Genomic DNA, 25,305 nt, shown 5'->3' with positions numbered 1-25,305 from the left:
CCCAATCCTGGGCCGGCCCCTTTTTTCCTAACAAAATCGATTTTGCAATAAAATATCACGTCAAGGCAATGAAAAAGATCGGATGGATGCTCTTCCTGGCCACCTATGCAATAGCTCCGGCCCTCCAAGCGCAAACAGTTTCAAAAATCACGGACCCGGTAGAATGGGTGAACCCCCTGATGGGTACAGACTCGAAAGGGAGTTTGTCTAACGGCAACACCTATCCCGCCATCGCCACACCATGGGGCATGAACTTCTGGATGCCCCAGACCAACACGATGGGGAACGGATGGGCCTACCAGTACAGCGCCGACAAAATCCGCGGCTTCAAACAGACCCACCAGCCCTCTCCCTGGATCAACGATTACGGCCAGTTTTCCATCATGCCCGTTACCGGCAAGCTGAAGTTTACGCAGGACGAGCGGGCCAGCTGGTATTCCCACAAAGCGGAAACCGCCAAACCGTATTATTACAGCGTGTACCTGGCAGACGCCGATGTAACCACCGAAATTACCCCTACTGAAAGAGCGGCGCAGTTCCGTTTCACCTTCCCCCGTACAGACAGTGCGTTTGTAGTGGTGGATGCTTTCGACAAAGGTTCCTATATCAAAGTCATTCCCAAAGAAAACAAGATCATCGGCTACACCACCCGCAACAGCGGCGGCGTGCCGGAGAACTTCAAAAATTATTTCGTGCTGGTGTTCGACAAACCTTTTAATGTCGCGCACACCTGGAACGGCAGCCGCCTCGCCGGCGATACCCTCGAACTGAAAGCGGGCCATGTTGGCGCGGTAGTCGGGTTTAAGACCGGCAAAGGCGAAAAGGTGCACGTAAAAGTGGCCTCTTCGTTCATCAGTTTCGAACAGGCCGCGCTCAACCTCGAACGCGAGATCGGAAAAGATCACTTCGCCGCTACGCAGCAGAAAGCCAAAGCCGCCTGGAACAAAGAACTGGGCCGCATATTGGTGGAAGGCGGCACGGCAGACCAGGTACGCACGTTTTATTCCTGCCTGTACCGGGTGCTGCTTTTCCCCCGCAAATTCTATGAGTACGATGCGCAAAACCGCATCGTGCATTACAGCCCGTACAACGGCCAGGTGCTGCCCGGTTATATGTTTACAGATAACGGTTTCTGGGACACCTTCAGGGCGGTATTTCCTTTCTTCACCCTCATGTATCCGGAGCTGGACAGCCATATCATGGAAGGTTTGGCCAATACGTATAAAGAAAGCGGCTGGCTGCCGGAGTGGGCCAGTCCGGGTCACCGCGACTGCATGATCGGCTCCAACTCCGCCGCCATCATTGCAGACGCTTACCTGAAAGGTATCCGCGGGTTCGACATCAACACCCTCTACGAAGCCATCCTCAAAAACTCCGAAAACGAAGGCCCGCTCTCGTCTGTAGGCCGCAAAGGGGTGAAATACTACAACGAGCTGGGATATGTGCCGTATGATGTAAACGTGAACGAAAACGCCGCCCGCACGCTCGAGTATGCATACGACGACTTTACGATTTACAAACTGGCCGTTGCGCTCAAACGCCCGCAGGCGGAAATAGACCGTTTCGCCAAACGCAGCCAGTACTTCCGCAACATCTTCGACCCGGAAACTAAACTGATGCGGGGTAAAAACAAAGACGGCAAATTCCAGGCGCCTTTCAATCCTTTCAAATGGGGCGATGCTTTCACGGAAGGGAACAGCTGGCACTACACCTGGTCTGTATTCCACGACGTGCAGGGCCTGGCGGGCCTGATGGGCGGGCGCGAACAATTTGCGCGCATGCTCGATTCCGTATTCGTGATGGCGCCGGTGTACGACGAAAGTTACTACGGCAGCGTGATCCACGAAATCCGGGAGATGCAGATCAGCAACATGGGCCAGTATGCGCACGGCAACCAGCCCATTCAGCATATGATTTACCTGTACAACTACGCCGGCCAGCCCTGGAAAGCCCAGTACTGGCTGCGCCAGGTGATGGATAAACTGTACCACGCTGGCCCCGACGGTTATTGCGGTGATGAAGATAACGGGCAAACGTCCGCCTGGTATGTATTTACGGCGATGGGCTTTTATCCCGTATGCCCCGGTACCGACCAGTATGTGCTGGGTGCGCCGTTATTCCCGAAAACCACCGTCACCCTCGAAAACGGGAAACGTTTTGTGATTGAAGCGCCGGGCAACAGTGCTACCAACCTTTATACGCAAAGCGTACTGCTGAACGGGAAGCCACATACGAAGAACTGGATCAGCCACGAAGCCATCCAGCAGGGTGGTGTGATGCGGGTTAACATGGGCGCGCAGCCGGAGAAAACAAGGGGCACAAAAGAGGAGGCGTTTCCGTATTCGTATTCAACAGCTAACAAATAATCAAGATCCTGGAATAGTAGCAACTTTGCTATTTCATTGTTCACTGTAGACATTACATCCCGATTCTTCGGGATGTTTTTTTTATGTTCACTTCACCGCTTTGCGGTCCATATAAAATACCAGCTTTCCGCCGTTCATGATATCGCTGTGGCTGATAAATCTTTGCTGCAGCGGTTTTCCGTTCAGCTCCACTTTTTTCACATATACATTTTCCACGCCCTGGTTCACAGCTTCCACTGTAAAGGTGTTGCCGTTTTCAAGCTGCAGGGTGGCCGTCCGGATGGCGGGGCTGCCCAGCGCGTAGGCCGTTGAACCGGGTGCTACGGGGTAAAAGCCCAGTGTGCTGAAGAGGTACCAGGCGCTCATCTGCCCGCAGTCGTCGTTGCCGCCAAGCCCGTCGGAGGTGGGTTTGTACATTTTCTGCAAAATCATCCGCACCCGTTCCTGTGTTTTCCAGGGCGCATCCGTCCAGTTGTAGAGGTAGGCCACGTGGTGGGCCGGTTCGTTGCCGTGCACGTAGTTGCCGATGATGCCGTCGCGGGTGATGTCTTCCGTTTCTGCAAAAAAAGCATCCGGGAGGTGCATGGTAAACAGTGAATCGAGGTGGCGGGTGAACTGTTTTTTGCCGCCCATCATCGCGATCATTTCCGCGGGATACTGCGGTACGTAGAGGCTGTAGTTCCAGGCGTTGCCTTCGATGAAACCCTGGCCGTGGGTGCTGAGCACGTCGAATTCCTTGCGGAACGTGCCATTGGCGAGCCTGGGCCGCATGAAGCCGGTAGCGGCGTCGAACACATTGCGGTAATTCAGCGAGCGTTTGATGAACTCGTTGTAGAGGTCCGTTCTGCCGAGTTTTTGCGCGGCTTGTGCAATCGCCCAGTCGTCGTACGCATACTCCAGCGTTTTGGACACGGCGTAGCTGTTTTTATCTTCCGGCACATAACCCTGTTCCATGTAATATTCCAGGCCGTCGTATTTTTTGTAGCGGGCCGTGGCGGCGCATGCTTCCAGCGCCTGCATGGCGTCGTACCCCTGGATGTTGCCTTTCACGATGGCGTCTGCGATCACGGAAACGCTGTGGTAGCCGATCATGCACCAGTTTTCGTTGGCGTGATGGCTCCATACGGGCAGCATCTTGTGTACGCTCTGGTTGTAGTGTTCCAGCATGGAGCGCACCATATCCGCATTGCGTTTGGGCTGCAGCACGTTGAACAGCGGGTGCAGGGCGCGGTAGGTGTCCCACAGCGAAAACGTGGTATAGTTGGTGAAGCCGGCGGCCTGGTGGGTCAGCTGGTCGAGGCCGCGGTAGCTGCCGTCCACATCCATGTAGGTGGTAGGGCTCAGGTAGGTGTGGTACAGCGCGGTGTAGAAGTTGACAAGGTCGTCGTTCGACAGCGCTTTCACCTGCACTTTGGACAGTTCCTTGTTCCATGCTTCCTGCCCCTGTTTTTTCACGGCGTCGAAGTCCCAGCCCGGTGCTTCGGCGGCGAGGTTCTTCAGCGCGCCGGCCGTGCTCACGGGGGAGAGCGCGAATTTCACCTGCAGTTTTTCGCCTGCTCTGGTGTCGAAGTCGAACCAGGCTCTGATGCGGCGGCCCGCCATTTCAGGGAAGTTGACGGCCTGGTCGAATTTGCGGTAGAACCCTTTGTACACGCTGGTGTCGTAGTTCTGGTGGCCGTATTTTTTAATGGGTTTCGAAAACGTCATCGCAAAATACAGGGTGCGGGTGCGCGCCCAGCCGCTGGTCTGGCGGTAGCCGGTGATGAGCGTATCGTTTTCCACACGTACGAACGTCCACACGTTTTTGCTGCCGTAATTGTAGATACCGGCCATCAGGTCGAGGATGACATGCGCCTCGCTTTGCTGCGGGAACGTATACTGGTGGAACCCTACACGGTTGGTGGCGGTGAGCTCTGCGAGGATGTTATGATCGTCGAGCTTCACTTTGTAATAGGCGGCCTCGGCGGTTTCGTTTTCGTGCGAGAACCGGGAGCGGTAGCCGTTTTCCGGTTTGTCTGCCGTGCCGGGGTTCAGCTGTAACGGGCCGGTGGTGGGCATCAGCAGGAAGTCGCCAAGGTCGGAGTGGCCGGTGCCGCTGAAGTGGGTGTGACTGAAACCGACGATGGTTTTGTCGGTGTACTGGTAACCCGCACAGTATTTATATACGTCCGGGTTGTACTTCCCATTCATTTCGTAGGGAATGGTGTCTGTGTCCGGGCTCAGTTGCACCATGCCGAAAGGCACGGTGGCGCCGGGATAGGTGTGCCCCATCTTTTGTGTACCGATGATGGGCCTGACATATTGCACCGGCTGTTGCGCCCGCAGCAATGGCGGCAGGATCAACAGGGGAATAAGGAAACATCTTCTCATGCTTAGGGTGATTGATTTTGTTAGGCTAAAGATAAATCGTTTTAGCGTTCATAGTTAGTGGAAATCACCATTGTGCAAAAGCTGTGAGAAGCTTTGTGGGCAGGCGTGAGGAGGGATGAAGGGTGATGGGTTGCGGGGGCTTCCGGTGGCATCACATTTCAGGCGTGGGAGATGAGGAAAATCACATTGTGCAGATGCTGTTTTACATTTCACCTATGGGTATGCTGGGCATGAAAGGTGTGGTGAATCGCATCATGCGCGGGTTGTCCCACATCCTGCCAATTGGCATATGAGGCATAACCGTGTGCGGTAGATTACCCCATACACGGATTGTCTGACATTTCGCCAATTGGCATACAGGGTATCAAAGGTGTAGTAAATCAAATCATGTGGGGGATCTCGCATTTCACCAATTGGGACATGAGGCATGAAAGGCGAGAAATCATACCATACACGGGTTGTCTCACATTCGGCCAATTGACATACAATACAAGGGTGTGGTGCAATCACCTCATGCAGGGGTTGTTTCATTTTACCAATGAGCACACAAAAAGCATGGAAAAGAACACGGCGGAGCCTGCGAAGCGTTAAGACGGTCCCGCCGTCTCAAATGTCCACATCAATCATGCGGAGGCGTGAACAGCAGCGCGGTGCACAGGCAGTTGCGGCGTTGTTTCGAACAGAGAATGCCATGATTCACACAACTGCGGCAGCCTTCCCAGAAAGCGGGATCCTGCGGCAGCGCCGCATAGGTCACCGGTTCGAATCCCAGCCGGTTGTTGAGTTTCATGACTGCCGCGCTGGTGGTGATGCTGCATATTTTCGCGGCGGGGTACAACAGCCGGGAGAGCCGGACAATTTTTTCCTTGATCAGGGCGGCAATTCCTTTTTCACGGAAAGCGGGCGATACGATGAGGCCGCTGTTGGACACGAAGGCGCCGTGTTCCCAGGTTTGCAGATAAGAGAAGCCGGCCCACAGGCCGTTTTTGCACACGGCTATAACCGCTTTGCCCTGCAGGATTTTGTCCCGGATGAGGGAAGGCGGTCGTTTTGAAATACCTGTTCCGCGGGCTTTTGCGGACGATTCCATTTCGGCGGAAATCACATCCGCATACTGTACGTCGCCGGCATGTGCGGTGCGGATGATGATGTCTCCGGCGATGTCCGGGACGGTGTCTTCGGTGTTGATTGAAGCGGTTTCCATTATTGTCTGTTGATATGCAGGTGGTGTTGCATGTACTGGTTATATAAATTGGCCGGTATCAGCGAGTAAAGTTTGAGCTGGCTGCTGTTGTCCGGCAGTTTTTCGCGGGAAAGACCTGGTACGATGATATCGAGCACCGCCTTCCGGACGAGCGGGTTGCCCCTTTCGTATAATTTCCCGGCCAGGCCGAGGCTCTTCGCCAGCAGGGGATAATTTTTGTTCCGGAGCTGCTGTAACAGGAACTGGTTCAGGCACTGCAGCGTTTCGTAGATGTGAAAAACGGCCGGGAACTGGTGCAGCGCTTTGCGGAGCTGGGGAAGCGTGTCCTCGATCAGGGCGGGCACTTCATATTGATTGATCATTGGAATATTTTTATAACGATTTGAATAAGAATGGAAAGGGTCACCGCGGCGACCATCGCGTAATACATGGTGTGTTTTTCGGGAGCCGGTTGCGGGTGGTGTTTCATGTGTTGCTGTTTGGCGGGAATATGCCAAAAGCCGTTCCATGCCTGTTCAGAAAATGGCAAGAATGCGCTGATGCTTGCTGGTAGAGGGTTTTGTTGCTGCGGTGAGGGTGCAGCGGGCGATTTTTACCCTTCCGTTTTTGCATGGTTCCGTGCAGAAACTGAAAAATCCTTACCTTCCGATACACCCTACAGGGTTTAAAAATCCATCTTAAGTATAGATCCCGAAAAAAATATGGAAGCAGATCTCGAATACATCAGGCAATTGTACCTGCAGAAGTTGACGGGTACGCTCTCCGAAAAGGAGGACAAAGAGCTGGAGGCTGCCATGCAAGACCCCCGCATCCGGAAGATGTGTAAGGAACTGGACGAACTGTACCGGTCTCCGGAAATGCTCGAGCTACTACGCGTCCGCCCCACCAGCAAGCGCTGGAACGAGCTGGCGGAAAAAGTAATGGAAAAAACGGGAGAGCCCATGCGCTATATGCGGGCATTCAGGTGGCTGGCAGCCGCCTGCGTGGCCGCCCTTGTCGGGTTTGCCGGCTACCTGTTCATGATGCCTTCCCGGCAGCAGGGCGGGGAGATGGCAGCCGTCAAGAACACCGAAACCCCGAAGATCAAAATGTACGACATCCTCCTCCGGCTTTCCAACGGGGAACGGATGGCGCTGCAGCCCGACAAGTCAATGCTGGTGGGCGATGTACAGCTCGAAACGGAAGGCAACGCCCTCCGGTTCCAGCAACGCAGCGGAGGCGTGGGCCAGTGGAGCACGCTGGAGGTCCCGGCCAAAAAAGATTACAAGGTCGTTCTGTCAGACGGTACGGAGGTATGGCTGAATTCCGCATCCACCTTACGGTTCCCCTTCGCGTTCAACGGCAATGTGCGGGAAGTGGAAATACAGGGCGAGGCTTACTTTAACGTAGCCCGCAATGCCGAAAAGCCCTTCATCGTACGGACCCCCGGCGGCGAAATCAGGGTACTGGGCACGGCCTTCAACGTGAACACCTATGAGCCCGGCCGGATTACCGCCTCCCTGGTCCGCGGCAGCATCAAAGCCGTGGGCGCCGCATCCGAAAAGATACTGCAGCCCGGCCAGGCCGCAGCCTGGGGCAAAGATACAGACATGAAGGTGGCCCGCTTCGAACAGGCCGAAGTGCTGGCCTGGATGCAGGGCGAGTACTATTACAACGGCGCCAGCCTTGCGGAGCTCTCCAAGGCTATCCACCGGATGTACGACCTGGAAGTGCTGATCGATAACCCCTCGTTAACAAAACTCCGGTTTGCCGGTAAGCTTGACAAAAATAAACCCATCGAAGACTTCCTCGAAGTATTGCGAATCACCAAAGACGTCAAACACCGGCTGGAAGGCAATACACTGCATTTATTTTAGAAAAGCATTGAACAACTAATATTAATGCATTATGAATAACAGCAATCTAACTAACCGTCTCCAGTATATTTTCCTGGCAGACAACCTGACCTGGGAAGAATTTGCTTACCGGGCGGGGGAAAACGGCAATAACCTGCGCGACGAACTGCTCGAATTGCTCGACGGCGCCAGCGAACTGCTCACCCACATTGGTTATCATATTGAAATCGTGAAGAACAACGAGCGTATCCGCTAATATTTTGTGCACCCCCAATCCCCCAACGCTGACACATCCCGCGGGCAGCTGGCCCTTGTTTAGCCTGCAAGTTTGTTAACCGAAGATTAACAACTTCAGTTTTTCCGGGCTGTCCTTTTTTCACTAACTTGGGTGAAAAGATACTTTCCACATTTCGGGTTATTTCACTATATGTATTTACAAGGTAAATGCGTATCTTGGAGCTTATCCATTCGTTTTACAATATAGTAAAAGTCATGCGTGAAGAATGCACACCCAACAATCCGAGTCACTCACCTGAGGTATTCAAGCACCTGTTTTTCAAATACAGGGAAGCGCTCGTTTTAGAAGCGCATTCCGTTCTGCACGATATCTCGGAAGCGGAGGATGTGGTACAGGAAACTTTCATTGTGATCTGGCAGAAAAATCACCTGGCGAATGTGCCGCCGGCCAATTATCGCAGCTATTTATTTTCCGCCGTCCGGAATAATTGCCTCAGCCAGCAGCGCAAGCTGCAAACCGCAGAAAAGAAAAAGGCGCATTTCCTGGAATCGGCTCCCATGTACGATACCTCCAACCAGGGAGACGCCTGGGAAGTCCGGCTCCGCATCAATCAGGCCGTTCAGGATTTGCCCGAACAACGGCGCTGGGCGTTTATTAAGGCGCACCTCGACAGAAAGTCTTACCGCGAAGTGAGCCAGGAAATGGGACTAAAAATGGAAACCGTCCGCAGCCACGTAAAAATTGCATTGCGTAATCTCCGGATGATGTTGGCCAATTTGAAATAATCGTTCCGGGTTATTATGGGAGCTTAGACAAGAGGATAATCCTATCAGGTATAGGATTTTATTTATTTCAGTGAACCGGTATCCCCAAAAAAGACATCCTTCAGCAGCAACCAAATTCGTGATACGCCGCGTTCGACAGGCAATTGTATATTTATATCCCGATAAAACAGACCCGGATGGGTGAGAGAATTAATTTAGAAAGGATATCAGGCCAAAGAGTCGCATCGCTGAGGAGATGCCTGTTTTTCATTTTGTTACTGGTTAACATACATGTTTGCAGTTATGCACAGCCCGCTGCCGGCGAACCTACACTCACCCTTTCCGGCAATTACACCATAGAAGAGATTTTCGGCGCCGTCCAGACCCAGATGGGTTTGACCGTTACGTATGAATATTCCGTGCTCAACCGGCTGCAGCGCATGCGCGTCAGTTTCAGGAACGCCCAGCTGAAGGAAGTCATGGAGCGGGTTTTGCGCGACCTGCCCGTGGGCTGGGTGCTGGTGAAAGGGCAGGTGCTGTTATATGAAAACAAGGACCTAGCCGCGGAAAAGGAACCCGAAGTGATCAACATCAACGGATCCATTACCGACCCGGACGGCAATCCCATCCCCTCCGCCAGCGTGGTGGTGAAAGGCAGTTTCAAAGGCGCGAAAACCAATGCCGAAGGGCGGTTCCGGATTGAGGGAGCGCCCGTCAAAGGCACGCTCGAAATATCGTCGATGGGGTATTTGTCGAGGCAGTTCCGGCTGGAGGGAGAAAAGTTCCTCACGTTCGTGCTGATGCCCGCCATCACGCAGATCGAGCCGGTTACCGTTGTATCAACGGGGTACCAGGACTTGCCGAAAGAACGTTCCACCGGTTCGTTCGTACTGATAGACAGCGCCCTGCTGCACCGCAGAGTGGGTATGAACATCCTCGACCGGCTCGAAGGCGTAACGAGCGGCCTGCTGAGTTATAAACCCGCCAACCTGAGCACCATCTCGAAAATGCCGACGGGCGTTCCGCTCGGGATATCGCTGAGAGGGCTCAGCACTTTGTCGCCCAATAAAGTCAACATCAACCCGCTGGTGATCCTGGATAATTTTTCCTACGAAGGCGATATCCGGAATATCAACCCGAACGACATCGAATCGGTGACCGTACTGAAAGACGCCGCATCGGCCGGCATCTGGGGCGCCCGCAGCGGTAACGGCGTGATCGTGCTCACCACCAAAAAGGGCAAATACAACCAGAAAATGAGCGTCAGCTTTAATTCCAACATGACGGTAGTGAGCAAACCCGATCTGTACAAAGACCGGAACTACATGAGCGCCGCGGATTACATCGACGCCGAAACGGAGTTGTTTAACCGGGGATACTTTAACGCCGACCTCAACAACAGGACCAGCCGCCCGCCCGTGTCTCCCGCGGTGGAGATCCTGGCCCGGCAGCGTGCCGGCGCCATCACGGACGATGAAGCCGAAAGCCAGCTGAACGCATTAAAAGGCAACGACCTGCGGCGCGACATGCTGAAGTATATGTACCAGCCCGGCATCAACCAGCAGTACCAGATGAACCTGCGGGGCGGCACCAGCAACCTGGCTTACTTTTTATCAGTGGGTTACGACAACAAGCGCGATAACCTCGTCCGCAACGGCGCTAACCGGCTGACGGTTACTTCTTCCAATACCTACCGGCCCATGAAGAAGCTGGAGGTGACGGCTTATCTGAACTATAGCCAGAATACGATATTTCAGCATAATGAGCTGGGGCATGGCGACCTGCTGATCAGCAGCTCGAAATACCGGCTGGCCTATCCCTATGCGCGGCTGGTGAACGAAAGCGGGAGTGCGGCAACACTGACGAAGGACTACCGTGCCGGTTATGTGGATAGCATGATGGGGCTGGGTTTCCTGGACTGGAAGTACCGGCCGATGGATGAGGTCAATAATACGAGGAAGTACACTACGATAAAGGATTTGGTGTTAAGGGCAGGGGTGAAGTACGAGATTGCTTCTTTTTTGAACGCGGAAGTGCAGTTTCAGCATGAGAACCAGGATATCATGTCCAAACTTTACAGGAATGGCGCGGCTTATGCCGCCCGTAACCTGGTAAACAGATTTTCGGTGTACGATCCGCAGACCCAGCAGATCACGTATAATTTTCCGAGGGGCGGGTTATTGAACCTCGGCAATTATGACTGGAAAATCAACAGCCTGAGAGCAAATTTGAGTTACAAGCAGCGGATCCGGATGCATTCCCTGTCTGCGGTGGCGGGTGCGGAAATCAGGGAATTATCGGCTTCAGGAACAGAACAAGGCGCCGTCGGTTATTCTGATGAGTTTGGTACCTCCGCATCGAACCTTAATCTGAACACCCCGTATCCCACCAACCCGGTGGGTCAATCAACGCTGAACAATGCGTTTTCAATGAATGGTAGCGTGCTGGGGTTATTAAACCGCTTTGTTTCCTATTATACCGTGGTGGGTTATTCATATAAGAACAGATATGATTTTACCGCGAGTGCGCGGAAGGATGGTGCGAATTTGTTTGGAGTTAAGACCAATCAAAGACTCGTACCATTATGGTCAGTAGGTGGTGGTTGGCATATCGATAAAGAGCCGTTTTTCCAAGTACCCTGGGTTCAGGTATTAAAGTTGCGTACCTCTTACGGGTTTAACGGGAATGTGTATAACGGTTCTGCATACCTGACCGGAACAAGATTTATTGATCCGCTAACCGGTGCACCATCCATCATTAACATTGTTCCGGCAAATGAGGAGTTGAGATGGGAAAAGATCAGAATCAGTAATGTTGGATTCGATTTTTCCGTGTTAAATTCCAGGTTATCCGGAACTGTTGAATATTTCAGGAAAGAAGGCCTTGATCTTGTTGAGGAGGTGACTTCGTTGATTCCGCAAACCGGCGTAGGAGCAGTCAATATCAATGCGGCAGGTACCTTGACAAAAGGTATGGATGTAACGCTTTCAGGCAAGATTATTGAAAATGACCTTAGTTGGAATGTGACCATGTTGGGTAGTTACATCAAAGATAGAGTAGAGCGGCTTTCGTATAAACCAATCTCCTCGACAGTTATCTCCCGCGATCCGTTGGGCATTTTGTATGTCGTTGGTAAACCGACAAGAGGACTGTTTAGTTACCGATGGGCTGGCCTGGATCCTAAGAGCGGAGAACCACAAGGTTACTATCAGGGGAATGTTAGTAAGGATTATACAGCTATCAGATCAAATTTTCATCCAGACAGCCTGGTTTTTCACGGTACTTCAGTACCCACAGTTTTTGGGGCAATAAGGAATGACCTATCATATAAAGGTTTCAGTTTGTCAGTGAACATCATATATAAGCTGGGCTATTATTTCAGACGGCCGGCAATGAACATGAGCTATCAGGAAATTTTAAGCACAGGGATGAACGCTGATTATGCAAAACGCTGGAAAACACCGGGGGACGAGGCAAGAACTGATGTGCCGTCGCTAGCATATTTAGCAAATACAGATAGGAGCTGGGTTTATCAATTCTCTGAAAATATGGTTGAGCGGGGCGACCATTTCAGGCTGCAGGATATACGAATGGGATATTTAATTGCGTTACCGCGGAATACTGGGGTAAAGAAATTAGAGGTTTATTGCTATTTGAATAATCTTGGGATTCTTTGGCGCGCCAATAAATATAAACTGGATCCTGATGTTTATGACCGAATGCCGAGGAATTATGTGCCAGATCCGTTCTCACTCTCAGTTGGTGTGCAAGCGGAGTTTTAATGTGTTTTTTATGAAGGAATTACTGATTATATCATTGTTGATTTTCTCGCTCTTCAGCTGCAAGAAGCAGAATGATTGGCTGAATGCGAAGCGACAAACCTCCGATGTTGTGCCTGAATCGTTGGCTGATTTTCAGTCACTTCTTGACAATGCAGGATTGATGAATGCCAGCTATCCGACATTAGGAGTGTTAGGATGCGACAACTTTTATTATCCTGATGAAAACATACCTTCATTAAACACGATAACCAGAAACGCCTATTTCTGGAATAGGGACATATTTGGTAGCGCTATTTCTGTTGACTATTCTAACGCTTATAGTGCGATCAATTTAGCGAATATTGTACTTGAGGGTTTACAGGCAATCAACTCCCCAGCCGATTTGGGTACAATCAATAATATAAGAGGACAAGCTTTGTTTCACAGGGCAATGATGTTTTTTGAATTGGCCAATGTTTTTTGTAAGCCTTACAATGCGCAAACCGCGGCTGTGGATCTCGGAATAGCAGTGCGACTAAAATCAGATATTTATCATATAGAACAGCGATCAACTGTCCAGAGAACCTACAGCCAGATAGTAAGTGATCTGGAAACTGCCAGCGCGTTATTGCCGGTTAACCCATTATATCGTACCCGGCCGAGTAAGCCGGCGGTTTTTGCCCTACTTTCAAGAACTTATTTGTTGATGGGAGATTATGGCAATGCGCTGAGGTTCGCGGACTCAACGCTCACGTATTTCGGTGACATGCTTGACTTTAACAGCGGAGAAGTTTCACTTGCGAAGCCATATCGTTTCCCTTCATTTTCCGAAAAGAACCGGGAAGTGATTTTTTATGCTACAGGTGTCGGAAATGTTGCTTCTACACCCAATGAAGCATTTAATGCAGCTTTTATCGACAGTCAGTTATATAGGAGCTATGAAAAAGATGATTTGAGATTGCAGTACTTTTTTGATCAGATTGAGCCGGGGAAGGCAAAATATAGAGGTTCGTACGCGGGCACGGACAGAACTTTTTCGGGAATTGCAAGTAATGAAATTTACCTTATTCGGGCCGAATGCAATGCCCGCTTAGGGAACCTGGGAGCAGCGCTTCGCGATTTAAACAAATTATTAGCAAATCGATATAAAAGGGGGACATACATTGAATTTTTGTCGACAGAACAAGAAACGGTGTTGAAGAAAATTCTACAGGAAAGACGGAAGGAATTTCCATTTACTGGTCAAATTCGTTGGCAGGATTTAAGGAGGCTAAATATGGAACCAAGATTCGCAGTGCTTTTGCAAAGAAATTCCTTTGGGGAGATAGTTCAATTGAATCCGAATGACCCGAAGTATGTTTATCCATTGCCAAAGCCAGAAATCGAACAAGGTGGATTGATCCAAAATGAGAGATAATGATGGTAAAAAAGGGAAGGGATTTTGTTCTTGTTCAGATACATATTATTGATAAATTGTTACAATAGTCGCGTCCTGAGATGGAATGACGTAACCTGGCAACAGGCCTTCTTCCGCCTGCACTGTGCATACATATCCGATATAGCCGGCATTGCAGTTTACTGATGGTTGGGAGGAGGCAATTTCGAATCCGGTATCGTGATGTGATGTGCCGGCAACAATGTAATAAAGTTGAAATGCCTTTTTTGAAGTCCCATAAGCACCCACAAATCCGCATACCAGCGTCAGGGCCAGGATGGCCAGTTTGATTTTCTTCATAGTTAATAGATTTAAATGTGATAGTTGAGTGTACATAGGCTGCCCCTTAGGCGACAGCCTTTTTTTTGTGTGTAGATGAGTGATAGCCTATGAAAGTTTTAGTTGTTGTTGTGCAGGATACCTGTTCAGTGCAATCGCGGCGATATTGATGCCGATAAAAAACAGATTGAATACCAAGTGCTGCGTCCAGCTGAGCTGCTCTATCACCCCGCCGCAGGAGCAGGGAACGGTGTCGAAGTATTGCGCTTTTATCAATACGATGTACACCGTAAAAGTCACCAGCAGCACCAGGGATGCCCAAAGGCCGGTGAGCAGGGTTCTTTTGAAAATCAGGCAGGCCGCAACGGCGAATTCTGTCAGTAATAGTCCCGGTACGAGCCATTTTGTAAAACTGTCGTCGAACGGCTGTGCATTCATCTGGAAAATGAACAGCTTGTAATTGGCCAGTTTGCTGCCGGCTGCATAGGTGAAAAGGACGAATAGCAGCATGGTAATAGTCTCTGATGTCCACTTACGGGCCATGGTTAGCGCTTTTATATGGTTACAAGTAAGGAGCGTAATTGTGTCTGCACTGTGCGAAATATAGATGACGGGATGTGTTCTCGGCGACCCGGTTTTTCATGACGGTCGTGTCATTTCAAATTTCTCATGCAAATGCTGTGTTCATTGTGCTTTATCATAATGGTAGCGGCATAAATTTAAATCACTCCATTTTATTTTTTGTAGCCGATTTGACAGGCTGGCTATCAAATCCGTCACTGCATCCTGATGGTGTTTCTCCTGAAATCGGAGGGCGACTGCCGGAAATGAGCGGAAAATACACGGCTGAAGCTGGTAGACGATTCATAGCCCACTTCCCAGGCTATTTCATGCACGGGCAGCTGCGTGGTCTGCAGCAGGTTGCGGGCCCTGTCGAGGCGCACTTCCCGGATGTAATCGGACAAATGGTGATGAAATACCTTTTTATATCCCCGCCTCAACAGGGTGGGCTGTATGGAAAAGCGGCTGGCCAGCATCTCCACCGACAGCTTTTTGTGTACATTTTCGCAGACGTATTCCTTGATCTGTTTAAAGGTGTCGTATTCCCGGTGATAAGCCGAAGCCTGCTGGTTCTTATACCGGACGCCGATCTCGTCGAGGGTTTTGAACAGCAGGTCGAGTATGATCACCTGCCGTTTAAGCTGCCATACTTCCCCGTTGTAGGTCTTGTCATACAACCCGTTCAGCAGTTGCAGGCAGGCTTCCGGGATCCTGTCCGGCAGGTGGCCGATGTGGGTTTCGTCTACCAGCGAGCGCAGCCGGGCCGTCAACTGAAGGAACAGGATGCGGCAGTGGCCGGGCGCAGTTTCCAGGGCGTGTTGCCCCGGTTTGAACGACCATAGGCTGTAGCTGTTTTCAAATAACGAGGCGGTATGGTGCGGTTTGGTTTTCAGCAGGGCCTCGCCTTTCAGCACGTACACCAGCAGGGGCGTAGTTTCCGGTACAACCATTTCCAGCTGGTTTTCCTGGGCCGACTGTACATCATACAACCAGCCGCGGGCATAGTGTGCATAAAAGTACTGCGCGAGCAGGTGTGCGTGGCCGGCGCCGGCTGCGGCGGCGGTGGTCTCGTTCATTAAATGCGGATGTCTGGCGGAAGGCGGCAGGGTAGAGAACTGAAAGTTCTTTCCCTGCAGGATACTCCAGGTGCTCTTTGTGGGCATGGCAAGAAAAAGTTTCAGGTAGTGAACTATCAGTAAGCTAGTCGGCAGAAAAAAGCAGGCATAAAGACGTCAGAACATCTGTCTACTGAAACAATATCGCAGTGGAAAATGTTGCATCGGCCATTAAAATGGGGGCAGGCCAGACTGCCCGGAAAGGCCCTCAGGCCACTTTTTGTTTGAGCTGGCTCCGGATCTTTTCCCGGTGCATGGTGCCCCATTCCCGTAGGGCATCCACTACATTGCCCAGCGTATTGCTGTAATCGGTAAGCTCGTATTCCACGGCTACGGGCGTGGTGTTATACACCCGGCGCACCACGAAGCCGTTCAGTTCCATTTCTTTCAGTTCGTGCGACAGTACCTTGGCGGCAATCCCCTTCACGGTTTTCTGCAGTTCGTTGAACCGCTTGTTGCCGGAGCTGAGCGCTACGATGATGGGCAGCTTCCATTTGCCGTTCAACACATAGAGCGCATCCTGCACGGCACTTAATGCGGTACAGGCTTCCCATTCTGCCGAAATTGTCTGTAACTTTAGCATATTCCGAAATTTAACTTACCTGGACGTAAGCACTTACCTTCAGGTAACTACTAACAATTTGTAAGCAAATGTACATAAGTTTGCATTCCGTAAAAATAAAAAGCATATTATGAAAAAGATCACCTGCTTAGTATTGCTGGTAGCCGCATCGCTCAGCACTTTCGCGCAGTCTTCCTGGAAATCGGACAAGGCGCACTCCCAGTTGAAGTTTGATATTCAGCACCTTGGCGTGTCCACCGTTTCCGGCGCTTTTTCCGATTTTGATGCGACCGTAACGGCGGCAAAACCCGATTTCAGCGATGCTACCATTGAGCTGACAGCGCAGGCCACCTCTATCAACACCGGTATCGACAAAAGGGACGAGCACCTCAGAAGCGCCGACTTTTTCGACGTGGCCAACATCCCCACCATTACTTTCAAAAGCACTTCGCTGAAAAAAGTAAGCAACGGCAAATACAAAGTGACCGGTGATCTGACCCTGCATGGTGTAACCAAACCCGTTACACTGGATCTCTGGTACCGCGGCACCATCGAAAACCCGATGAGCAAAAAGCCCACAGCGGGTTTCCGTGTTACCGGCAACATCAAACGTTCCGATTTCGGTGTAGGCGCCAAATTCCCGGCTCCCATGCTGAGCGAACAAGTGGCGATCATTGCCGACGGCGAGTTCGTAAAACAGTAGTTCCCCCGACGATTTTTACCCGGCCGGCCTCCAAAAGGCCGGCTTTTTTTATGCGCCCGGTTCTGGTAAAACCCGCCACCATGGCCCAGGGGACAATTTATTTTCCTAAAAGTCTACAAAGTTGGTAGGATAATAGGAATATTCTCCTTATCTTTACAGTACAATACCCGTTTTAAAGATCAAAACCATCATTAAAAGAATCGTATGCGCACCACCAACCGTTATGCAGATTTTCCGCCGCTGTACCCTGAAATCAGGAGCACCAAACCCCTGAACGACAGAACCCGTATCAAACCGGCGGTTGCAGGCAACACCCTGCCGCTGTTTCACCTGCACAAGGACGATTTCATCACGCCATTCACTTTCCTCAGCCGGGAAAACAATTACCTGGTGGGCAGCGAGCTGCTGAACCAGCCGCTGGTACTGGCGTTCTTTTCGATCCACTGGAACGGGTACGGTGAAAAGTACCTGCAGCAATTGCAGGAGCTGTATGCAGACATCCAGGTGATGGGCGGGCAACTGCTGGTAGTATCGGCAGACGGGCGCAAGGAGCTGGACCATCTCGTGAAAAAACTCAACCTCACTTTCCCGCTGGCCATCGACAAAGGTCACCAGATCGCACGCAGCGCGGGTTTATATCTTGAATCCGACCCGCTGTGGGACCGGGTGAGCGGCATCGAAGAAAACGCGCCGCTGCCGGCCGTGTATGTGATCGGCCAGTCGCAGCGCATCAGCTATCACTTCCTCGATCATTATTTACAGCAATCCATCAACAGCCGCGACCTGCTGAGCCAGGTGTACACCACCGGGCAGGGGCAAGCCCTGAGCCGCGCGATCGCGTAAGGCGCCGCTTTCAGCCTGGGATATTTCCAGCTGTAGGGCCGGCATCGTCAGTGTTGTTTCGCTTTTCGCCCGTGAAGTGCTACCTGGGGGCGTCGTCCTGAACTGCGTTTAGGAGTATTGTTCCGCTTTCCGCCCGGGAAATTCCCGCCTGCGGGCATCCGCCCGGAACTGCGGTTTGCGCGGGTTCAGAGATATTGTTTCATCTCATCTTCGATATTCTTCCGGAGGTCCATCAACCGGTGGGCGTATTTTTCCATATTGATCTCATCTTCCGTTTCAGGCACCCATTTGGGAATGGGCACCGTCTGGCCTTTTTCATCGATGGCGGCGAACACCATGATGCAATGGGTGGTTTTTATCTTTTCCTGCTGGCGGGGATTGCCGGCGTATACATGAATGGAAATGTGCATGCTGGTGTTGCCGGTATAGATGATGGAGGCCGAGATCTCCACCAGGTCGCCGATGGCGATGGGTTTGTAGAACCGGATGCCACCCACGTACACCGTTACACAATACTGGCCGCTCCAGTTGGCGGCGCAGGTAAAACCCGCCTGGTCGATCCATTTCATCACGGAGCCCCCGTGCACTTTTCCCCCGAAATTAACGTCAGACGGCTCGGCCAGAAAACGGAGCGTTACGGTGTGTTGTGGTCTGCTCATACAATGATATTTTTAATGTTAACGGGCGGAATACACGGTGCCTTTCTGTTTACGCCAGTTCCAGGGCGCCACGGGCGAAGCGTCCGCCCACAGTCCCTGCTTCCCGGCGCGGGCCTTTTTTTCCGCTTCCGCCAGCACCTCGCTTTTGCTGAACTTCTTATAATGCCAGGCATAGCCTGCCGTTACGAGCGTTTCATTGAGAAAACGCCGGTCGGCCAGGTACACGTCCGCCACGATGCGGCCGTACGGGTCGCGGCTCCGCTGCACGGCGGTGACGGTTTTGCCGAAGCAGAGGCCGGCGGTGTACTGCCGGGCTTTTTCGCCGAAGGGCTGGCCTTTCTCGGGGCAGTCGATCCCGAACAAACGCACGCGTACGGGCTTGCCATTCACCAGCATTTCAATGGTGTCGCCGTCTTTTACGGCGGTCACTTTACCGGCATACGACTGGGCAAACAGGGAGATCGAAAAAAACAGGAGAGATACCGTCAGAATAAATCGCATCCGCAAGTATAAATTAATACTTGTGAAATTCCATGCATTTGCTATTTTGTCGCAAACGTTTGCAGGCCCTTCGCCGTGTTAACGGTAAAACATTCCACCCATGATATCCACCGCAGGAAAACTGACGAAAGCAGCCGCGCTGGCTGTACTGCTTCCCCTGGCCGCCTTTGCGCAGCAACACTCCAAAGCGGAGATGCGCCGGCTGATCGACGACAACATGCGCTTCGCCGTATGGCAGTACGCCGTGCTGAAAGACAGTACACCCGCCAACCGGATGCCCCGCACCTTCCAGCACGGCAAATCCGTGACGTCCAATACGGAATGGTGGTGCAGCGGGTTTTATCCCGGCACGCTCTGGTACCTGTACGAATACACGAAAGACGCCCAGGTGAAAGCCGAAGCGGAAAGGCGCCTCACCATCCTCGAAAAGGAAAAACGCTACACCGGCAACCACGACATCGGTTTCATGATCTACTGCTCCTTCGGGAATGCCTACCGCATCACGGGCGACAAAAAATATAAAGACGTGATCGACACGGCCGCCGTATACCAGGTAACCCGTTACCGCCCTTCCATCCACGCCATCCAGTCGTGGAACAAAAGCAGCCGCCTCAACTGCCCGGTGATCATCGACAATATGATGAACCTCGAACAATTGCTGTGGGTGGCGCAGCAGGGCGGCGACCCGAAATTCCGCACCATCGCCGAAACGCATGCCAACACCACCCTCAAAAATCACTACCGCCCCGACCATAGCACGTTCCACATCGTAGACTACGATCTTAACACCGGCGCCATCCTGAAAAAAGTGAACGGGCAGGGCGCGCACGACACTTCGGCCTGGAGCCGCGGGCAGGCGTGGGGGCTGTACGGTTTTACCATGATGTACCGCTTTACGAAAAACAACGTCTACCTGCAGCACGCGCAACACATCGCAGATTTTATCCTGCGCCATCCCAACCTGCCGGCCGACAAAATTCCGTACTGGGATTACAACGCCCCGCAGATCCCCACCAACCGCGATGCTTCCGCCGGCGCCATCGCCGCATCGGCCCTGCTGGAGCTGGGGCAATACGCCTCCAAAGCGGATCGGGAACGGTATGTGGATGCCGCGGCGGTGATGCTGAAAGCCCTCTCGTCAGACGCGTATCGCGCGAAGCCGGGTGAAAACGGCGGTTTCCTGCTGCAGCACAGCGTGGGGCATTTTTTAGGGAACAGTGAGGTGGATGTGCCGCTGACGTATGCGGACTACTATTTTGTGGAAGGCCTGCTGCGGTATAAAAAATGGTACCTGTAACCTGTAAATGAGATAAAAAAAGGGAGGCCGTTAGCGCCTCCCTTTCTGATTTATGGCAATGCCGGCTCTGCTTCCTGCACCGCCGCCGGTTGCGGCCGCCGGAAGGTGGTCTTTTTCTTTTTAGCCTGTTTTTTCTTCCTGCCCCACCAGATGATGAACCCGGTTACGGGCAGGCTGGCGCAGATGAGGCTGATGCAGAACATCAGGATCTTGCCCGGCAGGCCGGCGATGGCGCCCACATGAATGTCGTAGTTCATGCGGTAGAGCTTTTCTCCTTTGGAGGTGGCCTCGTAAGGTTTGCCGTAGAAACCGCCGCCGGGGATCTTTTTGAGGGTATAACGGTCGTAGAACCAGAATTCCCTTTTATAATAGGTGCCTTTTTCCGGGTTGTAGGTCACGCGGATGGGGTCGGCCGTTTTGTTGGCGAAGTCGATATCGATACTGCCGTTCAGGTGCCGTACCTGCGCCCAGATCTTATCTTCGGGGAGCTGCATGGCGGCAATGGCCGTAGTGTCCGAGAGCGGGGCTTTCCACTCCTTGAACGTGCGGCCGCCGGTAACGGTGTAGAAATAACTTTTGGAGAACCACTGGAACCCCCACACGAGCCCGGTGATGCCGAGCACCAGCGCGATGGTCATGGCGTAAAAGCCCAGCACGTTGTGCAGGTCGTAGTTCAGGCGTTTGGCGCTGCCGCCGGTTTTGACCTTGAAACTTTTGTTGCGGTTGGCGCGGTTCCATCTTTTGGGCCACCACATGATGAGGCCGCTGATGAGCAGCAAAATGAAAATAAGGGTGGCGGTGGCCACGATCGGTTGCCCGATGGGGCGGGGCAGCCAGAGGTTGAAGTGCCCTTCGAGTATGAAACGGAAAAAATCGTGTTTGAGCGCTTTTTCCTTGAGGATGGCCCCGGTGTAGGGGTTCATGTAAATCAGGGTGTACCCGTCTTCCTTGTCCATGTAGGCGGTAATGGCCGAGCGGCCGGTATGGCCGTAGGTAACGCCGAGCACGGGGTTTTCGCCGGCCAGCAGGGCGGCGGCCTGGCGCATGGCGGATGGGGGGAGGAAAGGCCGGTTTTCCGCTTTTACGAAGCGGTAGGGTTGGGTGAGGTCGGAAATCTCTTCCTGGAAGGCGTATATACAGCCGGTGAGGGCGATAATCACCACAATAATGCCTGATGTGAGGCCCAGCCAGAGGTGCAGCCAGTCGTTCACACGGCGGAAGAGCGTTTTGCGTTTGGACATCCGGGTAAAAGCTTTGGGCAAAAATCGGGTAGCCGTGGCGGAAGCGCCTTCGCAATCGGGAAAATTATTTACGCAAAAGGGAAAATCATCAGGGGGGGGCAGCGGGGCTGCCATAAAAAAGCAAAGCATACCCGATTAGGTATGCTTTGCTTTTGCCTACGATATGGATGTTCCCGTGGGCACACGGGAGACGTTCACGGCTTATTTCTTCTGCATATACACAAAGTCGCGCAGGTAACCGCAACGGTCGAACGTTTCCTTGTAAAATGCCGTATTGCTGTAGTTTTTCACCAGTTCGGGGAAGTGCGGGTTTTGCTCCGAGGCCAGGATGTACCAGTCTTTCTTCTCATCATACAGGTGCTTCTGGGCGCAGCGCGCGGCCATGAACAGGCAGCGGGCCTTGAATTCCCGGTTGGTGGCAACGTCCGCCGCTTTTTTGTAGTACTCTTCGGCGCGGTAACAGCCGTAGTACTGCTTCAGGTCGGGGCGGCTGTCGTGCACCGGCTCGTACCAGCGGGTGCTGGGGCGGTACTTCGCGGAAAGCTGGTAGGCGTGGCCGTAGTAGGAGATGCTGAACAGGCCGGTGGCGTATTTGTAATAATCTTCCGCCGTGGCCCTGTTGTTTTTCATCTTTTTCTCCAGCTCCAGCATGGTGGCGGCGTACTCCGCCTGGCTGATCACGGTTTCGCTGCTGTCTACCCCGTAATCTTCCAGCTGCGGCGTAAAGGCCAGCCCCGCGGTGCGGGAGCTGCCGGATTTCTTGAACCAGGTAACGGCATTGGCAAAATCGTGCTGGCGTACAAAACCCACCGCGATGGCTTCGCCCACCTCGTTTTCCGTCATCGTGAACTCCTTGCAGAGATATTGTTCAAACGGCGTTTTCCTTTTCTGCTGCTGCAGGTTGTACAGCTGGATGAGCTGCTGGGCCTGCAGGCTGTCCGTTAAAAAATCCTTCGCGGAGGGATAGTAGCCGTCGATGCCACCGTAGGGGCTTACCTTGTCGCGTTTGGAGAGGATGAGCGCCTGGCGGGTGATGTCGCCCTGCTGGATGTAGCGGGTGGCCACCACGTAATCGAGCAGGTTGCGGTACATCCTGAAATAAAAGTCCTGGTCTATTTCAGCGCTGCTGGGGCCATCGTAATACCAGGATTCCCGTTTACTGGTTGTGTCGAGCTTGCTGTCGAGCCAGCGGAACGATTCGAGCAGCTGCGCCTCGAAGTCTTTCCCGATCTGCGACTGCTCTTCCACCGATACGATCAGCCGTACGATCTCCCACTGGTCTTTCAGGGCGGTGCGCTGCTGCGCCGCCGCCTTCGCCGCGTCGAGCCTTTTATGCGCGCCCGGAAAATCTTTCAGCATATAAGAGAGGTAGGCCGATGAGATCTGCCAGAGCGCCGGTTCCTTTACTTTCCCGCCGCTGGCCAGGCTGTCGAGCAACTGCTGCAGCGCCGCCACCTGGGCGGTACCGGACTCCGCCGCGTTGCTGTAGTTGTAGCCGTCGTCCCCGAACCGCGCCTTGCTCAGGCGGTTGTAGAGGAAGCCGTCTTCGAGTTTGTTGATCTCGCGGCCAAGGAGCACATCGAGCATGGGCGACTGCGGGGAGAGGCGGTACACGTTGCGGATGCCCTGCGGATGCAGGTCGTACACCCGGCAGGCGTACATCGCCGCCACGGTCGCTTTTTCTTCCGTATTGGCGCAGCGCCGCATCACTTCCTGTTCCGGCGCGCCGGCCCAGCCGGTGTTGGTAAAGGCCATTTCCCGGAGGGAAGGCGCCTGTTCAAACACGCGGGAGAAAATATAGGCGCTTTCCGCTTTGGCGCCGGTGCGCAGGAGCGCACCCGCTTTCAGCGCCAGCGATTTGTAGTATATCAGGGAGCCCGAGCGGATAGGCGCCGCCAGGGAATCGTAATACCTGAGCGCCTGGTGATAGTCGCGGCCGTAGTGCGCCAGGCGGATGGCCTGGAAAGCGTACCGTTCCCTGATCTGCTCGTTTTTGCAGGCCTTGTACAGCTGCACCCCGTTGCGGGACAGTTTGATCATGGTGAGGGAGTCGCGCACGGGCGCTTCCCATCCGCCGCCCCCGCCGGTATGCGGTTCGCATTGTTTGGCGTACATGAGGTAACCCAGCGTTTCACGGTCTTTGCTGCCGATGAACCAGCGGGTGAGGGTGTTTTGCTGCACACTGTCCGGCGCCTGCAGGGCTACGCCTTTTTCGATGTGATTGTAGAGCGCCGCCATCTGGGGGCGGGAGTAGGTGTAGATAAATTCCCGTATATCCGCCTCCGTTGCCTTGCCGCCGAAGAAGGCGTGCCAGCTGCGCAGGTTGATGGCCGTTTCATCCTCTTCCCGGCCGTAATAGTTCGCGAGGCCGGTGTAATAAAACGGCTCGAACCCTTTTTTGGATGCGATGTTGGGGTTGAAGAAGTTGGTGTAATAATCGTACGGATCCGGTTCCCCGCCGCCGCAGGAAAATACATAGACGGATTCCGCCAGGAAAAAGGTCAGGAAACTAGCGCAAAAAATTGAAAATCTCTTCCAGTTCATTCGTTGGGTGCTTACGAAGGGTTAATGAATCAAGATGGTATAAAATCACGGTAGGTGAATATGGTTGCCGCTGCCGCGCCAGGTGTTTCGCCGCCTTTCGCAGCACCACGGGGTCGGAGGTTTCGTAGCGGAGCACTTCGCCCGGGCGCAGCCGGTAACCGTTCAGGGTGGTGTCTTTTAACACGGTGTACAGGAACTCGCCGGCGGGCTGGAAGAGGGTGCGGTTTTCCAGTTGTTCCTGCTCCATATTTCGGAGCAGGCCGGCGTATTGCCGGTTGCGGAAAAGCACCGTCCACTCGAACAATGGCAATGCCAGGTCCAAAGATAAGGGATAATTGCTGATACGGTCGTTGCCGGTGTAGGCCTCGAGCGTTTCCATGTTGAGGATGGAATTATGGTCGCCCCACTTGCGGAGGTCGCCCATGTTGTAGCACATCAGCAGCCCTTTATCCACCGGAGGCACGCCGTTACTTTTCAGGTATTTGACCTGGTGCAGGCGGATGGTGGCGGAGAGCTGTTTGCCCGCAAAGAACGGTTGCGCGCGCAGGTGGCGCAGAAAGGCGAAATATGCCGTTCTGGTGGTGCGCGACCAGTCGCAATCGATCTGGATTTCGCGGATGGTGCGTTGCGGGGTGAGCTGCCCCAGCAGGGTGCTTACCCGCTGCGCCAGCTGCGCCGGCCAGGCGGTATCCGGGTGCTGCCACACTTCGTTGACCAGGAACACCACCGGCACCAGCTCCAGGCTGTCCGCCAGCGGTTCGCGCAGGTCCGCCACGGCCACGGGTGAGGCTACACGCTGCTGTGCGTTCCAGCTCACGTCGAACATTTTTACGTACAGCTTTCTGGCGCCGGTAGCGGCGAGCGCTTCTTTTTCAGTGGCGTTCAGCTGCAGCCGCTGTTTCCAGAAATAGAACGCCGGCGTTACCGCGCGGGGTTCCGAGCAGGCGCCGGCGAAGGCCAGCAGGAAGGCGACGACAATAATCAGCCGGTTCTGTTTCACGGCTGCAAATATCGGGGATTCGGGAGA

The 25,305-nt window shown here is 53.1% G+C and carries 22 protein-coding genes; 9 read left to right on the top strand and 13 right to left on the bottom strand.

All coding sequences use genetic code 11. From position 1 onward, the window contains the following. Positions 1-68 precede the first annotated feature (68 nt). Positions 69-2,366: a GH92 family glycosyl hydrolase gene (locus tag EGT74_RS03465; RefSeq protein ID WP_123845137.1), complete on the top strand. Its 2,298-nt coding sequence runs from the start codon at positions 69-71 to the stop codon at positions 2,364-2,366. 87 nt (positions 2,367-2,453) lie between these two features. On the opposite strand, the gene EGT74_RS03460 is transcribed toward EGT74_RS03465, so the two are convergent. The 3 genes from EGT74_RS03460 to EGT74_RS03450 form a co-directional block, all read right to left on the bottom strand. Then, positions 2,454-4,736: a GH92 family glycosyl hydrolase gene (locus EGT74_RS03460; RefSeq protein ID WP_123845136.1), complete on the bottom strand. Its 2,283-nt coding sequence runs from the start codon at positions 4,734-4,736 to the stop codon at positions 2,454-2,456. Between the two features lie 619 nt (positions 4,737-5,355). Beyond that, the gene (locus EGT74_RS03455) at positions 5,356-5,940 is read right to left on the bottom strand and encodes an N-acetyltransferase (protein ID WP_246008110.1); all 585 of its coding nucleotides are present in this window, start codon (positions 5,938-5,940) and stop codon (positions 5,356-5,358) included. Further along, positions 5,940-6,302, bottom strand: coding sequence for a DUF7674 family protein (locus EGT74_RS03450; protein ID WP_123845135.1), 363 nt, complete (start codon positions 6,300-6,302; stop codon positions 5,940-5,942). Before EGT74_RS03450 ends, EGT74_RS03455 begins: the two co-directional genes overlap by 1 nt. Positions 6,303-6,641: 339 nt before the next feature. Between EGT74_RS03450 and EGT74_RS03445 the strand changes: the two genes are divergently transcribed. From EGT74_RS03445 to EGT74_RS03435, 3 genes are all read left to right on the top strand, one after another. Beyond that, positions 6,642-7,796 (top strand): FecR family protein, encoded by a 1,155-nt coding sequence (locus EGT74_RS03445; RefSeq protein ID WP_123845134.1) that lies wholly within the window; start codon positions 6,642-6,644, stop codon positions 7,794-7,796. A 31-nt stretch (positions 7,797-7,827) separates the two neighbouring features. Next, entirely contained in the window at positions 7,828-8,031 is a 204-nt protein-coding gene (locus tag EGT74_RS03440) for a hypothetical protein (protein ID WP_123845133.1), read from the top strand. Between the two features lie 236 nt (positions 8,032-8,267). Then, positions 8,268-8,798, top strand: coding sequence for a sigma-70 family RNA polymerase sigma factor (locus tag EGT74_RS03435; RefSeq protein WP_158617983.1), 531 nt, complete (start codon positions 8,268-8,270; stop codon positions 8,796-8,798). A gap of 328 nt (positions 8,799-9,126) precedes the next feature. Here the strand turns inward: EGT74_RS03435 and EGT74_RS27250 are convergent, their stop codons facing one another. Then, entirely contained in the window at positions 9,127-9,258 is a 132-nt protein-coding gene (locus EGT74_RS27250) for a hypothetical protein (RefSeq protein ID WP_262697091.1), read from the bottom strand. A 100-nt stretch (positions 9,259-9,358) separates the two neighbouring features. Between EGT74_RS27250 and EGT74_RS03430 the strand changes: the two genes are divergently transcribed. Together EGT74_RS03430 and EGT74_RS03425 are read left to right on the top strand one after the other, a co-directional pair. Further along, positions 9,359-12,559: a SusC/RagA family TonB-linked outer membrane protein gene (locus EGT74_RS03430; RefSeq protein ID WP_158617982.1), complete on the top strand. Its 3,201-nt coding sequence runs from the start codon at positions 9,359-9,361 to the stop codon at positions 12,557-12,559. 10 nt (positions 12,560-12,569) lie between these two features. Further along, entirely contained in the window at positions 12,570-13,955 is a 1,386-nt protein-coding gene (locus tag EGT74_RS03425; protein ID WP_158617981.1) for a RagB/SusD family nutrient uptake outer membrane protein, read from the top strand. 45 nt (positions 13,956-14,000) lie between these two features. On the opposite strand, the gene EGT74_RS03420 is transcribed toward EGT74_RS03425, so the two are convergent. From EGT74_RS03420 to EGT74_RS03405, 4 genes are all read right to left on the bottom strand, one after another. Continuing rightward, positions 14,001-14,273, bottom strand: coding sequence for a hypothetical protein (locus EGT74_RS03420; RefSeq protein WP_123845129.1), 273 nt, complete (start codon positions 14,271-14,273; stop codon positions 14,001-14,003). A gap of 87 nt (positions 14,274-14,360) precedes the next feature. Next, entirely contained in the window at positions 14,361-14,795 is a 435-nt protein-coding gene (locus EGT74_RS03415; protein WP_123845128.1) for a MauE/DoxX family redox-associated membrane protein, read from the bottom strand. Positions 14,796-15,028: 233 nt separating this feature from the next. Continuing rightward, a complete protein-coding gene (locus tag EGT74_RS03410; RefSeq protein ID WP_123845127.1) occupies positions 15,029-15,976 on the bottom strand; it encodes an AraC family transcriptional regulator in 948 nt (315 codons plus the stop codon). A gap of 160 nt (positions 15,977-16,136) precedes the next feature. Beyond that, the gene (locus tag EGT74_RS03405) at positions 16,137-16,511 is read right to left on the bottom strand and encodes a winged helix-turn-helix transcriptional regulator (RefSeq protein WP_123845126.1); all 375 of its coding nucleotides are present in this window, start codon (positions 16,509-16,511) and stop codon (positions 16,137-16,139) included. A 109-nt stretch (positions 16,512-16,620) separates the two neighbouring features. Here EGT74_RS03405 and EGT74_RS03400 point away from each other — a divergent pair, with 109 nt between their 5' ends. Both EGT74_RS03400 and EGT74_RS03395 read left to right on the top strand, forming a co-directional pair. Continuing rightward, entirely contained in the window at positions 16,621-17,193 is a 573-nt protein-coding gene (locus tag EGT74_RS03400) for a YceI family protein (RefSeq protein WP_123845125.1), read from the top strand. Between the two features lie 204 nt (positions 17,194-17,397). Beyond that, complete coding sequence (locus EGT74_RS03395; RefSeq protein ID WP_123845124.1) at positions 17,398-18,036, top strand: redoxin domain-containing protein; 639 nt, start codon at positions 17,398-17,400, stop codon at positions 18,034-18,036. A 185-nt stretch (positions 18,037-18,221) separates the two neighbouring features. On the opposite strand, the gene EGT74_RS03390 is transcribed toward EGT74_RS03395, so the two are convergent. Both EGT74_RS03390 and EGT74_RS03385 read right to left on the bottom strand, forming a co-directional pair. Continuing rightward, positions 18,222-18,695, bottom strand: a complete 474-nt coding sequence (locus EGT74_RS03390) for an acyl-CoA thioesterase (protein ID WP_123845123.1) — start codon at positions 18,693-18,695, stop codon at positions 18,222-18,224. 18 nt (positions 18,696-18,713) lie between these two features. Beyond that, the gene (locus tag EGT74_RS03385; RefSeq protein WP_123845122.1) at positions 18,714-19,196 is read right to left on the bottom strand and encodes a thermonuclease family protein; all 483 of its coding nucleotides are present in this window, start codon (positions 19,194-19,196) and stop codon (positions 18,714-18,716) included. A gap of 100 nt (positions 19,197-19,296) precedes the next feature. Between EGT74_RS03385 and EGT74_RS03380 the strand changes: the two genes are divergently transcribed. After that, positions 19,297-20,493: a glycoside hydrolase family 88 protein gene (locus EGT74_RS03380; RefSeq protein WP_246008109.1), complete on the top strand. Its 1,197-nt coding sequence runs from the start codon at positions 19,297-19,299 to the stop codon at positions 20,491-20,493. Positions 20,494-20,543: 50 nt separating this feature from the next. Here the strand turns inward: EGT74_RS03380 and EGT74_RS03375 are convergent, their stop codons facing one another. The 3 genes from EGT74_RS03375 to EGT74_RS03365 form a co-directional block, all read right to left on the bottom strand. Continuing rightward, on the bottom strand, positions 20,544-21,734 hold the full coding sequence (locus EGT74_RS03375; protein ID WP_158617980.1) for a PepSY-associated TM helix domain-containing protein: 1,191 nt from the start codon (positions 21,732-21,734) through the stop codon (positions 20,544-20,546). Between the two features lie 201 nt (positions 21,735-21,935). Further along, positions 21,936-24,278 (bottom strand): hypothetical protein, encoded by a 2,343-nt coding sequence (locus EGT74_RS03370; RefSeq protein WP_123845120.1) that lies wholly within the window; start codon positions 24,276-24,278, stop codon positions 21,936-21,938. Then, the gene (locus EGT74_RS03365; RefSeq protein ID WP_123845119.1) at positions 24,244-25,278 is read right to left on the bottom strand and encodes a hypothetical protein; all 1,035 of its coding nucleotides are present in this window, start codon (positions 25,276-25,278) and stop codon (positions 24,244-24,246) included. The genes EGT74_RS03370 and EGT74_RS03365 overlap by 35 nt, the downstream gene beginning before the upstream one ends. Positions 25,279-25,305 lie beyond the last annotated feature (27 nt).

Origin of the sequence: Chitinophaga lutea (assembly GCF_003813775.1) — a bacterium.
In the GTDB taxonomy this organism is placed as follows: Bacteria; Bacteroidota; Bacteroidia; order Chitinophagales; family Chitinophagaceae; genus Chitinophaga; species Chitinophaga lutea.
The sequence above is the reverse complement of the archived record's forward strand: the minus strand, read 5'-3'. Positions and strand labels throughout refer to the sequence as shown.

What these genes read in the sequence shown, in the direction of transcription:
- EGT74_RS03385 (WP_123845122.1), bottom strand. Translation starts at nt 19,196, where the DNA reads ATGCGATTTATTCTGACGGTATCTCTCCTGTTTTTTTCGATCTCCCTG.
- EGT74_RS03425 (WP_158617981.1), top strand. Translation starts at nt 12,570, where the DNA reads ATGAAGGAATTACTGATTATATCATTGTTGATTTTCTCGCTCTTCAGC.
- EGT74_RS03395 (WP_123845124.1), top strand. Translation starts at nt 17,398, where the DNA reads ATGCGCACCACCAACCGTTATGCAGATTTTCCGCCGCTGTACCCTGAA.
- EGT74_RS03445 (WP_123845134.1), top strand. Translation starts at nt 6,642, where the DNA reads ATGGAAGCAGATCTCGAATACATCAGGCAATTGTACCTGCAGAAGTTG.
- EGT74_RS03450 (WP_123845135.1), bottom strand. Translation starts at nt 6,302, where the DNA reads ATGATCAATCAATATGAAGTGCCCGCCCTGATCGAGGACACGCTTCCC.
- EGT74_RS03455 (WP_246008110.1), bottom strand. Translation starts at nt 5,940, where the DNA reads ATGGAAACCGCTTCAATCAACACCGAAGACACCGTCCCGGACATCGCC.
- EGT74_RS03400 (WP_123845125.1), top strand. Translation starts at nt 16,621, where the DNA reads ATGAAAAAGATCACCTGCTTAGTATTGCTGGTAGCCGCATCGCTCAGC.
- EGT74_RS03440 (WP_123845133.1), top strand. Translation starts at nt 7,828, where the DNA reads ATGAATAACAGCAATCTAACTAACCGTCTCCAGTATATTTTCCTGGCA.
- EGT74_RS27250 (WP_262697091.1), bottom strand. Translation starts at nt 9,258, where the DNA reads ATGACTTCCTTCAGCTGGGCGTTCCTGAAACTGACGCGCATGCGCTGC.
- EGT74_RS03380 (WP_246008109.1), top strand. Translation starts at nt 19,297, where the DNA reads ATGATATCCACCGCAGGAAAACTGACGAAAGCAGCCGCGCTGGCTGTA.
- EGT74_RS03435 (WP_158617983.1), top strand. Translation starts at nt 8,268, where the DNA reads ATGCGTGAAGAATGCACACCCAACAATCCGAGTCACTCACCTGAGGTA.
- EGT74_RS03420 (WP_123845129.1), bottom strand. Translation starts at nt 14,273, where the DNA reads ATGAAGAAAATCAAACTGGCCATCCTGGCCCTGACGCTGGTATGCGGA.
- EGT74_RS03460 (WP_123845136.1), bottom strand. Translation starts at nt 4,736, where the DNA reads ATGAGAAGATGTTTCCTTATTCCCCTGTTGATCCTGCCGCCATTGCTG.
- EGT74_RS03405 (WP_123845126.1), bottom strand. Translation starts at nt 16,511, where the DNA reads ATGCTAAAGTTACAGACAATTTCGGCAGAATGGGAAGCCTGTACCGCA.
- EGT74_RS03390 (WP_123845123.1), bottom strand. Translation starts at nt 18,695, where the DNA reads ATGAGCAGACCACAACACACCGTAACGCTCCGTTTTCTGGCCGAGCCG.
- EGT74_RS03410 (WP_123845127.1), bottom strand. Translation starts at nt 15,976, where the DNA reads ATGCCCACAAAGAGCACCTGGAGTATCCTGCAGGGAAAGAACTTTCAG.
- EGT74_RS03375 (WP_158617980.1), bottom strand. Translation starts at nt 21,734, where the DNA reads ATGTCCAAACGCAAAACGCTCTTCCGCCGTGTGAACGACTGGCTGCAC.
- EGT74_RS03415 (WP_123845128.1), bottom strand. Translation starts at nt 14,795, where the DNA reads ATGGCCCGTAAGTGGACATCAGAGACTATTACCATGCTGCTATTCGTC.
- EGT74_RS03465 (WP_123845137.1), top strand. Translation starts at nt 69, where the DNA reads ATGAAAAAGATCGGATGGATGCTCTTCCTGGCCACCTATGCAATAGCT.
- EGT74_RS03370 (WP_123845120.1), bottom strand. Translation starts at nt 24,278, where the DNA reads ATGAACTGGAAGAGATTTTCAATTTTTTGCGCTAGTTTCCTGACCTTT.